The organism is Massilia psychrophila, from assembly GCF_002760665.1.
Classification (GTDB): domain Bacteria; phylum Pseudomonadota; class Gammaproteobacteria; order Burkholderiales; family Burkholderiaceae_D; genus JAFCUW01.
Genome location: NZ_PDOB01000030.1, coordinates 1 through 14208, shown reverse-complemented (window position 1 = coordinate 14208; position 14208 = coordinate 1). Strand labels below are relative to the sequence as shown.

The window sequence follows — 14208 nt, the reverse complement described above, 5'->3', positions numbered from 1 at the left end:
ACGAATCAGTTGGGGATGCGATTCGACAAAATCTGTCCTCGGCCGGCCTAATTCCCGCTTCGGTTGCTTGAGTCCGGCAGCCTCCTAACCGCGCACTCCCGGCCCCACCCGCCCCAGCGCCTCGAGAAACAGCGCCCGTTCCTCGTCGACGATCCCATCCACTTCGTGTTCTTCAAGCCCCAGCGACTCGAGTACGAAGGCCGACAGCTGCAGGCTGGCCTCGAACGTTTCAGGCACCACCACGGTGGCGCCGGCCAGTTTGAGCAGGCGCGCCTGCTGCTCGTCGCGGGCGCGGGCGAACAGGGCGATGTCGGGAAATTCACGGCGGATGCCGCGCACCGCCTGCAGCGCCGATTGCGGATGGTCCATCGTCAGCACGATCGCCGGCGCCTCGTGGGCGTGGACGCGGCGCAGCAGTTCGGCGCGCGCGGCGTTGCCGAAGTAGACCGGCAGGCCTTGCTGGTGCAGTTCGGACGCCAGGCGGGCGTCGTTTTCGAAGGCGATGTACCCGATGCCCTGCTGGGTGAGCAGTTTGCCGAGCATCTGGCCGACGCGGCCGAACCCGGCGATGATGATGCGCCCGCGCGCCGCTGCCAGGTCGCCGTTTTCCAGCAGCGTGGCGCCGGCGTGCACCCGCAGTTCCCAACGGTCGCCAAGGGCGCGCCCGAGTTTGGCCAGCATGGGCGTGACGAACAGGCTGATGCCGACCGCCAGCATCACGCGCTGGCCGAGAGCCGGGTCGACCAGGCCGCCGGCACTGGCGTAGCCGATCACGATGAAGGCGAACTCGCCGCCCTGGCCGAGCAGCAAACCGCCTTCGATGGCGCGGCCCCAGCTCAAGCCGCCGACGCGCATCAGCACGGCAATGACCGTCGCCTTGATGGCGACCAGGCCGAGTACCGCGCAAGCGAGCCACAACGGCGAATTGAGGATCTCGCGGGCGTCCATCCCCATGCCGACGGTCATGAAGAACAGTCCCATCAGCAAGCCGCGAAACGGCTCGATCATCAGTTCGACTTCGTGCTTGAATTCGGTTTCTGCCAGCAGCAGCCCGGCGATCAGCGCGCCGAGCGCCATCGACAGCCCGGCGGCGGCACTCAGGCCGGCGATGCCGAGCGTGCTGAGCAGGATCAGCGCCATGAACACGTCGGGCTGGTGGTGGCGCGCAAAAGAGCGAAACAGCGGCCGGATCACGCGCCCGCCCACCAGGTAGATCAGCGCGATGGCGGCGGCGGCCTTGGCCAGCGCCATCAACACGAGGGTGGTCATGTCGGCGCCGGCGGCACCGCCCTTGGTCATCACGCCGATCAGGATCAGCAGCGGCACCACCGCCAGGTCCTGCAGCATCAAAATCGAAAACGTCGCCTGGCCAAGGCGGCTGGCGCTGCTGCGCTGCTCCGTCATCAGCTGCATCACCACCGCGGTGGAGGACAGCGACAGCACCAGGCCAAGGATGATCGCGGTGTCGGCGCGCTGCCCGAGCATCAGCACGGCGGCGCCGATCAATGCAGCGCTGATGATGACCTGCGCGCTGCCGGCGCCGAACACCCAGCGCCGCAGCGACCATAGGCGGGCGGCGGACAGTTCGAGGCCGATCATGAACATCAGGAACATCACGCCGAGTTCGGCCAGCACGGTGACGCCTTCGACGCGCGGAAACGTCAGGTAGGCCAACCACGGCACCTGGTCGGCCATCAAGCCGAGGCCGAACGGGCCGAGCAGGGCGCCGACGGCGAGAAAACCGAGCACCTGGTTGATGCGCAGCCGCTGCAGCGTGGGAATCAAGATGCCCGCCAGGGTCAGGAACAGGAGGATCTCCTTCAGGAAAGGGAAGGCGTGATGTTCTTGCACGGAGGGCCTGTAGGTGACTGTTATGCTTACATTTTATAACGGTCCCAAGGTTGCGGCCGGTTTGGCGGCGTCCGATAGCGTGTCCAGGCAAGTTTCGCCCTTGCCGCGCGCGTCGGTGAGTTGATGTGAGCTTGGGCCGGTAACCTCAAGCGCCATCATTGCCGCGCAGCCGGGAAGCGGCATCGACGGGGCGCTCGGCGCGCGCCGCCAAAAAGCGCCCGAGCGCGTCGTCCAGCGTCGGCAGCAGCAGCGCCCGCTTGCTGTGCAGGGCGCTGTATTGCGGTCGTGCCGCGACGTAATTGCATGCGGCCGCGCTCTGGGACTCGAGGCGGCTGCAATCGATGCCGGCCTGGTCCGCCGCCTTGTTGGCGAACTCCAGCCACGTCACCGGGTGGCCGTTGGTCAGGTGCCAGACGCCGCTTTCGCGGTCGATGATCAGGTCGAGGCAGGTGTGCACCAGGTCCGGCACGTAGGTGGGCGACACCGTGATGTCGTTGGCGGCCGCGAACGGCGCCCCGGTTTCGAGCGCGCCGAGCGCTTGAAAGACGAAATTGAAATGATCCCACGGGCCGAAGAAAGAACTGGTGCGTACCACCAGCGCGCCCGGATTGCAGTCGAGCACGGTGCGCTCGCCCTCGGCCTTGCTCTTGCCGTAGATATTGATCGGCGCGACGGCGTCGGTTTCGACGTAGGGATTGTTCTGGCGGCCGTCGAACACCAGGTCGCTCGAAAACGTGGTCAGGTGCACGCCGTGGCGCGCGCAGGCGGCGGCCAACACCGCCGGGCCGTGCGCGTTTTCGCGGAAGCAACGGTCGACGTCGTTCTCGGCGGCGTCGACCCGCACGTAGCCGCTGGCGTTGACGATGGCCCACGGGCCGAAGCGCTGCAGCGCCTGTTCTACCGAGACGGGGTCGGCAATGTCCATGTCGGCGCGGCTGAGCCGATGGTGGGCCAGGTTGCGCTGCTCGCACACGCGGGCAAATGCGCGGCCAAGCGTGCCGTTGGCGCCGACGATCAGGATTGGTTTCGGCACAGGGCGCCCCTGTCCTTGTTTTTGTTTTTGTCCTTGTCCTTGTCCGCTGACCGCAATCGACGTCAGCGCGGCGGGGCTGGCGACCGGCGGGCACAGGAAGCGCCCCGGGCGGCGCCACCAACCCTGGCCGTGCAGTACCGGATGCGACAAAGTTTTACCAGCCGCAAGTTCTTGCATCATGCCGGCCAGCGCGGTGGGGCGCGGCAGCGGTGAGCGCACGTCGAACGGGCCGGGCTCGTAATGGCTGCTGCAGCGCGTCACCAGGCTGTTCCAGTCGAACGAGCCGAGCAGCGCCCAGACCGTTACTGCGCGCACGTCGACGCCGTTGGCGCGCACTTGTCGGGAGGCCTGCCAGATTTCGAGCAGCCAACGCAACTGGTCTTCGCGCAGGGCGTCGATGTGCGCTTCGGTGACCACCAAAGGCAGGCGATAGCGGTCCCAGATTTCTTCGAGCAGCGGCGCAATGCCCGGTGTAGGCGTGGCCAGCGAGCGCGCCGTTTCGATGTCGGCAAACGGGACGCCGTCGGCCACGCCAGTGAACTGCGGCGGGTAGCGGCCGATCCGGTGATCGAGCCAGCGCTCGCTGGTGACGTAATAGTTGACGCCGATGATGTCCGGCGGGCAGGGGTTGTCGCGGAACCACAGCAGCTCGGCCGGGTCGATGCCGGTACCAAGCAGGTAAGTCCACAAGGCATGGTCGGGGCCGACCATGCCGCACAGCAGGTCCCAGCCGAGCCAGCGGCGTTCGTTGTAGAACGTGGCGACCTTGGCCATCGCGCCAGTGCTGTAGGTTTTGCCGAGGTCGTCGGTCTGCACCAGTTTGGCGTCGGGATTGACAACGCGGATCGCGCGCATTGCCAGCACCACCGCGCGGCTCTGGTTCAGCAGGGCTTCGATGAAGGTGCGGTCGTCGCGGCCGTGCGGATACCACAGGCCGTACAGGCCGCTGAAACGGGCGGTGGTGAGCGGCTCGTTGACCGGCGTATAGTGGGTAATCCACGGATAGCGCCCGGCTACGGCGCCGGCGTACTCGGCCAGGCCGGTGGCGAAGCCCGGATCGGTCAGGCTGGTGTGGCGCGGGCCGCTGCCGTGGTGTACCAGGCCGGCGATCGGCGCGATGCCGGCGCCCTTCAGGGCATGCAGGCGAGCGTCGGCCCAGCTCCAGTCGGCGTTGGCCAGGCCATCGGGGGCGGTGCGTTCCCACAAGATCGGATAGCGGATGGCGCTGATGCCGAGCGAAGCGAAGCGCTCGATGTCATCGTCGCGCCCGGCGTGACCGTTGCGGTCGAGCTGGTGGAAATACTGGTCGCGCACCCGGTTGACGGTGCACTCGAGGCCACCCCAAAGTGCCAGTGGAGCAATCGAATCGACGTTTTTATGCGTATGCATAGCTGCACCTACGCGTTATTGAAAGAAATTAGAGACCGGCCACAGCGCCGAAGTTCGAATTTCTTTCAGGGCAGCTTTGAAAAACGGTGCCCGGCCGCGGGACGGACGTCGGCGTTGATGCGGTATTGGTACTGTATCATGCGGTATTTTGCAGCTTCGCACTGTGAACTTTTTTAATCCGGCCGCGCATCGCGCGCCCTTGCTACCGAGACCTCCGCATGCAAACATTCATTCCCGGCAAGGACGCCGCCCTCGAGTCCACTATCGACACCATGCAGGCCAAGCTGGCCGAGCGCGGCTTCAAGCTCAACGAGTCGTCCTTGCTGCACGAGGTCGATGCGATCTGGTCGACCCACATGAAGGACAACGATTGCCCGATGCTGTTTTCGAACGGTAAGGGTGCCACTGAACTGGCCGCCCGCGCCAGCGCCTACGGCGAATTTTTCGAGCGCCTCGGTACCCATTATTTCTGGACCCACTTTCATCTGGGCGCGACGCGCGCCAACAAGGCGTTCGTGCACTACCCGCAAGAGCGCTGGTTTGCGCGCGGCGACGACGGCAAGTGGCCGGCCGACATCCTCAACGACGAGCTGCACGCCTTTTATAATCCCGATTCCGAAATCGACGCCGAAGTGCTGGTCGACCTTAATTCGGGCAACGTCGCGCGCGGCATCTGCGCGCTGCCGTACCAGCGCGTGCGCGATGGCGCCGAGACCTATTTTCCGGTCAACATCATCGGTAACCTGTACGTCAGCAATGGCATGGCGGCCGGCAACACGCTGATGGAAGCGCGCACCCAGGCGCTGTCGGAAATCTTCGAGCGCCAGATCAAGTACCGCATCATCAGCGAAGGCCTGTGCCTGCCGGAAGTGCCGGACGAGGTGATAGCGCGCTTTCCCAATATTGCCGCCGGCATCGCGGGCTTGCGCAAGGCCGGCTTCGGCATCCTGGTCAAGGACGCCTCGCTGGGCGGCAAGTATCCGGTGATGAACGTAACCTTGGTCCATCCGAAGGATCAGGGCGTGTTCTCCAGCTACGGCGCCCACCCGCGCTTCGAAATCGCGCTCGAGCGGGCGATGACCGAATTGCTGCAGGGCCGGGCGCTCGACTCGCTCGAAGGCTTCCCCGAGCCGGGCTTCGACATGAGCGAGATAAACGCCGTCGCCAACCTGGAAATTCACTTCGTCGATTCGAGCGGCGTGATCAGCTGGAACTTCATGGGCGACACGCCGGACTTCCCGTTCGCCGACTGGAACTTCAGCAACACCACCGAAGAAGATTACCAGTGGCTGGTCGATTGCATCCACCGCGAAGGCAACGACATCTACGTCGCCGATTTCAGCGAGCAGGGCGCTTACAGCTGCCGCATCCTGGTCCCCGGGTTTTCTGAAATTTATCCGGTCGAAGACCTCGAGTGGGAAAACAACAGCATCGGCAACGCGATCCGGCCCAAGCTGGTGCGTTTGAACACGCTGTCCGAACAGGAATGCGCCGACCTGCTGGAACAGCTGCAGACCATGAACGTCAACGACGAGCGCCCGCTGTGGGAGATCCTCGGTCTGGCCATTCCGCTCGGCACGCCATGGAAACAGCTGCGCGTGGGCGAACTGAAAACCCTGCTGGCGCTGGCCGTCGGCGACGAAGACGCCATTCTCGAAGGCTGCGACTGGATCCACCACTTCAAGGACTTGGCACCAAAGCGCCGCCTGGTGTACCGCTGCATCGAGAGCATGATCAATGTCGAGGACGTCGACAACTACCGCCGCTCGATGGTGCTGCTGTACGGCGTTGATACGGTGCGCCAGGCGGAAGCTTTGTTAGCCCGCAGCGAGCGTTTTTTTGGCCTGGAAACGCTGGGCGCCGACATGGAAGGCAGCCCGATGCACCAGACCTTGCTGGCGGCGTACGACAAGCTGTTTGTGTGATTTTCTGTGAGAATATGAGGTCCCCGCGTTCGCGAGGATGACGACTTATAGCTCGTCGTCCTCGCGAATGCGGGGCCCCAATTTCTTTGCGCAGCCGGAAAAACAATCGCCAGCCAATACCACGCGTACCGCTCGCTGCTTTGTGCGCAATATTGCTCGCTTAAACCCCAAACCCATGCCGTCCTGCGCACTTCATTGCTAAATTTGCAAAGGAGTCGAGCATGGGCAAAGGCCTGCGGTTGACCGGATCGTCGGCAACAGGTGGCGGGTCGAGCCACCGGCGCCGTTGGACAGCTTCATCGATCCGGCCAGGGGACCGGCCGTGCGTGCCGCGGCAAACCAGGCCGACGCCAACTGCCTCGAAGCGACCGAACGGCTGGAGCAGGCTGCGCAGCAGCATCGGGTGGCCCAATCGAACACCCGCAGCGCCCAGCAGACGTTTGAAAACTGGCTGCCGATGCGGCGCGCGACCGCGCGGCGGCCGAATGAGACAAGCCCGATGCACCGTCGCTGGCTGCCGCATGGCTGTTTGCCAAAAAGCGCCACGGACAATATTGGCCGTTCGCCTCGGGTTTCATTTTCTTTGCGCTGTTCGCATTTTTCGTCGAGCTGGTGCCGTACCTGCCCAGCTGCCAATGTCAGCCTGACCGACTGACCGACAGGCACTGTCAGTCTTTCAGGTCGGCCGGCACCGTGCCGCCGTTCGCCGCCAGCTTGTTCATCACCTGGCGGTGCAGCCAGATGTTCATCGAGGCCGAATCGCCGGTGTCGCCGGTGAAGTGAAGCTCTTTGGCCAGTTCCTTGCGCGAATCGAGGCTGCTGTCGAGGCTGAGCAGTTTCAGCAGGTCGACGATCGACGTGCGCCAGTTCAGGCTCGATGCGCCCGACATGTGGTTGAGGATCGATTCGACATCGACTTCCGCCATTGGCGCAGCCGGGGTGGCAACGGCCGCCGCAGACGCAGTTGCAGGCGTGGACATAGTTGCAGGCGCGGCGGCGGTGGTGGTGGCGGTAGGGGGCGATGCCTGCGTCGGCGCTTGAGCTACAGCCGGGTGCGACGATGGAAAAATCTTTTGGAAGATATTGCTCAGAATGCCCATGGTGTGATCCTTGTGCTCGTTGTAGTCGCGAGTGGGGTGTGTTGGTGCTATGCAAACGGTTTAACGCTGCCTGCCCTGCGCCATGCGGCCCAGCACCAGTGCCAATGCGACGCCGCCAAGGCCTTTGACCAGTTGCGGGTGCTCGGCATAGAACGCGCCCATGCGGTCGACGATGCCAGGATTGTCTTGCTCGGCCTTTGCCGCGATTTCCTGCACCTGTTCCGGCGTCATGGCCGACGCTTGCTGGGGCGTCAGCTGCGGCACGTCGGCGTTGGCGTTGGCGTTGCCATGGCCGCCGAACAGGCTGCCGAAGGCACCGCCGGCAATCGACGACAGCACGCCGGGTCCGATGCCGCCGAGCAGCTGGTTAAGCATGCCGGCGCGCTGGCTGGAGTCGCCTTGATTAAACAACTGGCCGACCATCTGCGGGAACGGCGGGGTCTGGTCCGAACGCAGCGCTTCGGACACACCTTCGGCTAGGTGCGATTGGGGCGCATTTTGCGCAACCTGGTCGAAATCGTTCTGCGCCTGGGCGTGGTTGGTGGGGTTGCTGCCCGCGTATTGCTGTAAAAGACTACCTAAATCGAAACCCATAGCACACTCCGTGAGGTGAGAGAGAGAACCCAGCCGTCGTTTACTCGGGGGCTGGCGGGATGGCAAGATCACAAGCCTATTCTTCATGACAGCGTTAATCTGTACGCCATTGCACCGAGAAGCATCAAAAACAAAGTCAGCATTGCTCATTGGCACCTGTTTCGGGGATCGATTCTCACAATGTGTTCCGTGTCGGTATTTCGGGTGAGTGCTTAGCGTGACAGCGAGGGCGGCGTCAACGGATCGGGGAAATTGGCATACGGCGTATTTGGCGTGCCAAGCCGGACGGCGCCCAAGGCGCCAGCCGCCGGTAACGTGACCCTGTCATCCATGATCGCTATCGGATAGCCGGCGCCGAAAGAGTACGCAGGATTGTAGCTGGCGGCGCTGCCCCCATTGGGGAAGTTAAGGCTTGGATGATCGAACGGTGCCTTGTTATATCTCACTCGCTCATCAGTAAGCGCGAGCAGAAATGCAACGAGGTCTGCCTTGTCATTGCCAGACAGGCCCAGCGGTTGGATGTCCGGGTCCAGGTTGTCCTGGTTTTGCAACGAAAAATCCCCGCCGCGGTTGTAAAAATCCACTATCTGAGCCAAAGTGGCCGTTCCTCCATTGTGGAAATACGGCGCCGTCAGTTCCACATTGCGCGTGGTAGGGGTTTTGAACGCCCCATCCACCGCTACCCGCTCGTTGCGGCCAAGCGGCGGCGCCAGCAAATTCGGGGCGATGCCAGGGCGTACGGGGTCAGGCAAAAGACTGGCAGCCGATGCCAATACGCCTGGGTCGGCAGAAAGTTTCACTAGTACATCGAGTGCGCCGTCCAGCTGCATGCCGCCATAAGGCGATAAGGGGCACGGTAATGCGGGATTTTTGGCAAGCCTGCATGATCCCTGCACGAGGTCGGGCGGTACCGAATTGATAAATCCGTTGGCTTGATTAAGTAATTTAAGGACCGATGGTGAATTGCCTGCCTGTATGCCTGCTTTAGCAAGTAATTTGGCAGCCTCTGCGGGTCGGGCCAAAATACGGGGGACGCCGCAGTTATCGTTCGCCTGCGCCAGTAAAAGCGAGGGACTGGCCGTCATCGCATCGTTCACGCATTTTTGAAAACCACGGGAATTCGATAACGGAAGGTTTTTGGAACCGATGGTTGCGCCGATACCCATGTCTTCCCTGGTCGGCCGTACGCCGATATTATAAAACCCATTGTCGTAGACGGCGACCCGATCGTTGCCCATGATCATACGCTCGAGTACTTCGAAGCCTTGCACCCGGCGCACGCTCGCATTGGTCATTTCGGCGCCTCCATGGCAGTTGATGCACTTGCCCGAGCCTAAGAAGACGCGCAGTCCTTGTTGTTCTTGTGCATTTAAAATCGCATTATCGCCGTCCATGAACTGGTCGAAACGCGAGTCGTTGGCAATTAATAACTTTTCGTATTCATTAATTGCTAATCCCATGAAAAGGCCAAAATTATATTCCATCACGGTGAACTGGGTAGCAGTGGGTGTCACGCCATAAGACGTTTGTACCAGCTTCGGGTTGGCCCGGTCGGCGACATCGACCACCCAACCCGCCGGTGCGTTCCACCACGAAGGGTCAAAAGCACTCCTGACAAAATCCACATATTTTTTTGTCAGTCCTTTGCCGGTGGTCAGGCTGCCGCCCAGAACGCTGTCGTTGAATGCGACATTCTGCGCCACAAGCGGCGTCCGATTGAGAAGTTTTCTTCCGAGTATGGGGAAAGTGCGGCCCCTAAATGACATTTCCAGGCTATTTAGCGGTGGTCCTACTGCCTGTGACGCGCCGGAAGAATTTAAAATGAGGGTCTGAACAAAAACAATACTATTCAAACCTGCAACCTTGACGATCTTTTCGGGATCAAGCGAGCCCAGTGGGGTGACGCCGTTAAATTCATGACGCCCCCGTCCGTCCCAGAAGTTCCGATGGTTGAGCACCGCGTTGATGACGGTAGGCGTATTACGCGGCTCCACATTTCGCACCATGGCGTTTGCAACTGAATCCCAAAATACGTTCGCAACGGGAATGCCGATGTCGTTTGCCGATACGCCAAGTCCCTGGAAGTTTGCGTTAAAAGTTCCTTGAGAGGAAACCACGTCATTGGTATCGCTTAACACCAATGAATTCCGATTGTTTGCATCTTGAAGCTTGTAAAAAGGAAAATCGTCAAGGGTAAGCTGATAATTTGGAGTGAGTTGTTTGCGCAGAGTTTTACCAAAGACAGTATCCCCGCTGGCGAACAGCGAATTTCTAAAGCCAGGGTTGATCTGGTTTTTCGACCGGTTGTCAGCGCCGGCGTGGAAATGGCAACTTGCACAAGACTGGCCATCGCTGCCCACCTGTTGGTCCCAGAACAAGGCTTTACCCAGTTGCTGCAGCTTGACACGGTCAACAACAAATTCGTTGAATGTAGGAGCATCCTTGACTTTGACCGTTTTCAAGGAATTGGTGCCCATCTTCAATGCCATGGCCCGCAAGAGTTCTGGTGACATGGTGTTTTGTGTTTGGCCAGTAACTATGCCGAAGGCAAGAGATAAATATATCGCCAGAGCAGCTAAAACTATATAGCTGGTTCGAAAAGTTTTTAACCTGAACATAATTGAGCCCTTCAAACCAACGAATTATTCGGAATGTCGTGTAGCGTCATTCCCAACATACGCTTGCAGCTCATCTATATATTGTTCAAGTACCTCTTCAATTAGCACATGTGATTTACATCAGATGCCATGTATTCCGCCGGAACATAAGCATTATTTAGGCATTGCCGGAATAGGCGCCGATTAAAGTAATCGGGAAACAAATCACGATATTTTTTTAATAGTCGAAACTGGGCGGCCCTTGTTTGGTGAACCTGAAATGTGTTGTCACGACAATCTGAATCAGTGTGTAGCCAGTCGTTGCTTGCATTGACAACCGACACAACCGACACAACCGACACAAGCGGCATTAGCGCAGCACGATACCATGATGCCCGGTGAGCGTAACAAGCCAATAATTGAGAGAGACAAAGGCTGTCAGCGACAGCGTGGCGTGTGCTTGCGCGAAAGCCTGTCTGGGCACGGCGCGCAATGATTGGGACCGACCTTGAAAATTGCCGAACAATACATCGGGCTCAGTCTGAACCCGCTTGTGCATTGCCACAGGTGATCCGGGCGAGCCAGATCACCTCGTCGCCCCGCGCGATCAAGCCGCGCTTGGTCAAACAGGCGCTGTCGTGCGGCGTGCAGATTACTGGCCCTGGCCAAGCGCAGCTACTGGCTGCCGGCCCGCTCTTAGCGGGACGGCGAGGGCGGTGTCAACGGATCGGGGAAATTGGCATACGGCGTATTCGGTGTGCCAAGCCGGACGGTGCCTAAGGCGCCAGCCGCCGGTAACGTGACTCTGTCATCCATGATCGGTACCGGTGAACCTGCGCCGAAAGAGTAAGCGGGGTTATAGCTGGCGGCGCTACCTCCATTCGGCAAGTTGAGACTTGGATGATCGAACGGCGCCTTGTCAAATCTCACTCGCTCATCGGTAAGAGCGCGCAAAAACGCAACGAGATCTGCCTTGTCCTGGATAGACAGGCCCAAAGGCTGAATGTCAGGATCCAGGTTGTCCTGGTTTTGCACCGCAAAATCCCCGCCGCGGTTGTAGAAATCCACCAACTGATCCAAGGTCGCCGTTCCTCCGTTATGGAAATACGGCGCTGTCAGTTCCACATTACGTGCGGTAGGCGTTTTGAACGCGCCATCCACCGCCACCCGCTCGTTGCGGCCAAGCGGCGGTGCGAGCAAACTCGAGGCGGCGCCAGGGCTTACGGGGTCGGGCAACAGGCTGGCAGCCGCTGTCAATACGGCCGGGTCGATGGAAAACTTCGCCAGCACATCGAGCGCCCCGTCCATCTGAACACCGGAGCCATCTGGCAATACAGGGCATGGCAATGCTGGATTTTTGGCAAGCTTGCATGATCCTTGTACGAGATCGGGCGGCGCCGAACTTATCAATGCATTGGCTTGATTAAGCAATATGATCGCCTGCTGCGGATTACCCACCTGTGCAGCGGCCTTGGCGAGCAATTTTGCCGCCTCTGCCGGGCGGGCGAGCATGCGGGGCACGCCACAGCTGTCGTTCGCCTGTGCAAGCGACAACGACGGATTGGCTGTCAGCGCGTCGTTTACGCATTTCTGAAAAGCACGGGAATTGGAGAGCGGGCGGTTTTTGGAACCGATTGTTGCGCCGACGCCCATGTCTTCCTTGGTCGGTCGTACGCCGATATTATAAAAACCATTGTCGTAGACGGCTACCCGATCATTGCCCATGATCATCCGCTCTAGAACTTCGAACCCCTGCACCCGGCGCAGGCTCGCATTTGTCATCTCGGCTCCGCCATGACAGTTGATGCACTTGCCCGATCCCAGGTATATGCGCAGTCCCTGTTGCTCCTGTGGGCTTAAACGGGAGTTATCACCTTCCATGAACTGGTCGAAACGCGAGTCATTGGCAATGAGTAACTTTTCATACTCATTGACCGCCATTCCCATGAACAGGCCAAAGTTATATTCCATCACCGTGAACTGGGTGGAACTGGGTTTTGCTCCATCGGGCAGCTTCACCAGCTCCGGGTTGGCCTGGTCGGCGAGATCGACCACCCACCCCAATGGCGCGTTCCACCATGTAGGATCAAAAGCGCCCCTGACGAGATCCACATACTTCACTTTAAGGCCTTCCCCGGTGGTCAGGCCGCTGCCCAGTACGCTGTCGTTCAGAGCGACATTCTGTCCCGCGAGCGGCGTCCGGTTAAGAAGTTTCCTTCCGATTAAGGGGAAAGTGCGGCCAGAAAATGACATCTCCAGAGCGCTGAGCGGTGGTCCTACTGCCTGTGATGCGCCGGAAGAATTTGAAATGCGGGTCTGAACAAAAACAACACTATTTACACTTGTAATTTTAACAATTTTTTCGGCATCAAGCGAGCCTAGCGGGTTAACGCCGTTGAATTCGTTGCGCCCCCGCCCGTCCCAGAAGTTCCGATGGTTGAGCGCCGCATTGATGACGGTGGGCGTATTGCGCGGTTCCACGTTACGCACCATGGCGCCTGTGGCCGGATCCTTGAACACGCCGGCTACCGGAATACCGATGTCATTCGCCGACAACCCAAATCCGCGGAAATCTACGTTAAAAGATCCTTGAGAAGAAACCACGTCATTGGTATCACTCAGTACCAATGAATTGCGATTGTTTGGATCTTGAAGCTTGTGGAAAGGAAAGTCGTCAAGGGTGAGTTGATAATTTGGGGTAAGTTTTCCGCGAGAAGTTTGGCCAAAAACGGTATCTCCGCCGGCGATGAGTGAACTCCTGAAACCAGGATTCACCTGGTTTTTCGACCGATTGTCGGCGCCGGCATGAAAGTGACAACTTGCACAAGACTGACCATCGCTGCCTACCTGCTGATCCCAGAACAGGGCTTTACCCAACTGCTGCAGTTTAGTACGGTCAACAACGAACTGTTTAAATGTGGGAGCATCCGCGACTTTCACCGTTTTCAATGAATTAATGCCCATATTCAATGCCTTAGCCCTCAACAGGTCTGGTGACGAAGTGTCCTGTGCTTGGCCCGCAACGATGCCAAAAGATAGAGAGAAATAAATTGTCATAATAGCTATCATTATGTAGCTAGTTCGGAAGGATTTTGACGTGAGCATGATGGAATACTCTTTAAATTAATTTATTGTTGGAAATATCGCTGGGTAACATACTCAACATACTCTTCTGAATCACCCATACATTGTCCAACTGCCTCCCTTCACAAGCATATGTGATGTACATCAGGCGCCGGCTAATATGCGGGAACGTAATCGTAAATTCGGCGTCGAGGAGTCGCCGTTAACCCGTAGCGTTATACACATCCGCAGCGTCCGCTTACGCAGCCCAAAAAAACCGTTTACATTCGATGAGTTGCAGAAGGGGCTTGTAAACTTTGTCGAATTCGCGTTTACTCTCGGAATTTCGGCGGGCACGTGTAAGCGGTAAGTGAACGGCGTTATTGATGTGACTGGCGGTCGTCGCGTTGGTAAAGATCTGAGCGCAGTGGATTTTTGGCGAACAGCGTCTTCCACAGGTGTGGCGTCAGTTGTTCGACCAGCGATGCAGGATGCTGGCCTATGCGCTGCAAGACGTCTTGGACCACGTCGACCCCCCTGTGTCAAACTACTGTGAGACAACTTCATCATGCTAATTAAGGAAGTTGCTATCACATGGAAAACCAGATGTCGCCAGCGGTAAAACAAAATGATGAACGCGAGAGTGCCGAGGTTGT

General features: G+C 59.3%; 8 protein-coding genes. 2 read left to right on the top strand and 6 right to left on the bottom strand.

Features of this window, described 5'->3' with window-relative positions; genetic code table 11:
- Positions 1-84: 84 nt before the first annotated feature.
- Both CR103_RS16420 and CR103_RS16415 read right to left on the bottom strand, forming a co-directional pair.
- Positions 85-1851: a cation:proton antiporter domain-containing protein gene (locus CR103_RS16420; protein WP_099917026.1), complete on the bottom strand. Its 1767-nt coding sequence runs from the start codon at positions 1849-1851 to the stop codon at positions 85-87.
- A gap of 145 nt (positions 1852-1996) precedes the next feature.
- A complete protein-coding gene (locus tag CR103_RS16415; RefSeq protein ID WP_099917025.1) occupies positions 1997-4273 on the bottom strand; it encodes a family 1 glycosylhydrolase in 2277 nt (758 codons plus the stop codon).
- 218 nt (positions 4274-4491) lie between these two features.
- On the opposite strand from CR103_RS16415, the gene ycaO reads away from it, so the two are divergent.
- Positions 4492-6198, top strand: a complete 1707-nt coding sequence (gene ycaO, locus CR103_RS16410; RefSeq protein ID WP_099917024.1) for a 30S ribosomal protein S12 methylthiotransferase accessory factor YcaO — start codon at positions 4492-4494, stop codon at positions 6196-6198.
- A 286-nt stretch (positions 6199-6484) separates the two neighbouring features.
- The gene (locus CR103_RS22815; protein ID WP_180279433.1) at positions 6485-6853 is read left to right on the top strand and encodes a hypothetical protein; all 369 of its coding nucleotides are present in this window, start codon (positions 6485-6487) and stop codon (positions 6851-6853) included.
- A 13-nt stretch (positions 6854-6866) separates the two neighbouring features.
- Here the strand turns inward: CR103_RS22815 and CR103_RS16400 are convergent, their stop codons facing one another.
- The 4 genes from CR103_RS16400 to CR103_RS16385 all read right to left on the bottom strand — a co-directional run bounded on the left by CR103_RS16400 (position 6867) and on the right by CR103_RS16385 (position 13594).
- A complete protein-coding gene (locus CR103_RS16400) occupies positions 6867-7298 on the bottom strand; it encodes a DUF3597 domain-containing protein (protein WP_099917023.1) in 432 nt (143 codons plus the stop codon).
- A gap of 60 nt (positions 7299-7358) precedes the next feature.
- The gene (locus CR103_RS16395) at positions 7359-7892 is read right to left on the bottom strand and encodes a hypothetical protein (RefSeq protein WP_099917022.1); all 534 of its coding nucleotides are present in this window, start codon (positions 7890-7892) and stop codon (positions 7359-7361) included.
- Between the two features lie 212 nt (positions 7893-8104).
- The gene (locus CR103_RS16390) at positions 8105-10405 is read right to left on the bottom strand and encodes a cytochrome-c peroxidase (protein WP_180279432.1); all 2301 of its coding nucleotides are present in this window, start codon (positions 10403-10405) and stop codon (positions 8105-8107) included.
- 780 nt (positions 10406-11185) lie between these two features.
- Positions 11186-13594, bottom strand: coding sequence for a cytochrome-c peroxidase (locus CR103_RS16385; protein ID WP_099917020.1), 2409 nt, complete (start codon positions 13592-13594; stop codon positions 11186-11188).
- Between the last annotated feature and the right edge of the window lie 614 nt (positions 13595-14208).

What these genes read in the sequence shown, in the direction of transcription:
- CR103_RS16415 (WP_099917025.1), bottom strand. Translation starts at nt 4,273, where the DNA reads ATGCATACGCATAAAAACGTCGATTCGATTGCTCCACTGGCACTTTGG.
- ycaO (WP_099917024.1), top strand. Translation starts at nt 4,492, where the DNA reads ATGCAAACATTCATTCCCGGCAAGGACGCCGCCCTCGAGTCCACTATC.
- CR103_RS16400 (WP_099917023.1), bottom strand. Translation starts at nt 7,298, where the DNA reads ATGGGCATTCTGAGCAATATCTTCCAAAAGATTTTTCCATCGTCGCAC.
- CR103_RS16395 (WP_099917022.1), bottom strand. Translation starts at nt 7,892, where the DNA reads ATGGGTTTCGATTTAGGTAGTCTTTTACAGCAATACGCGGGCAGCAAC.
- CR103_RS16390 (WP_180279432.1), bottom strand. Translation starts at nt 10,405, where the DNA reads ATGTCACCAGAACTCTTGCGGGCCATGGCATTGAAGATGGGCACCAAT.
- CR103_RS16385 (WP_099917020.1), bottom strand. Translation starts at nt 13,594, where the DNA reads ATGCTCACGTCAAAATCCTTCCGAACTAGCTACATAATGATAGCTATT.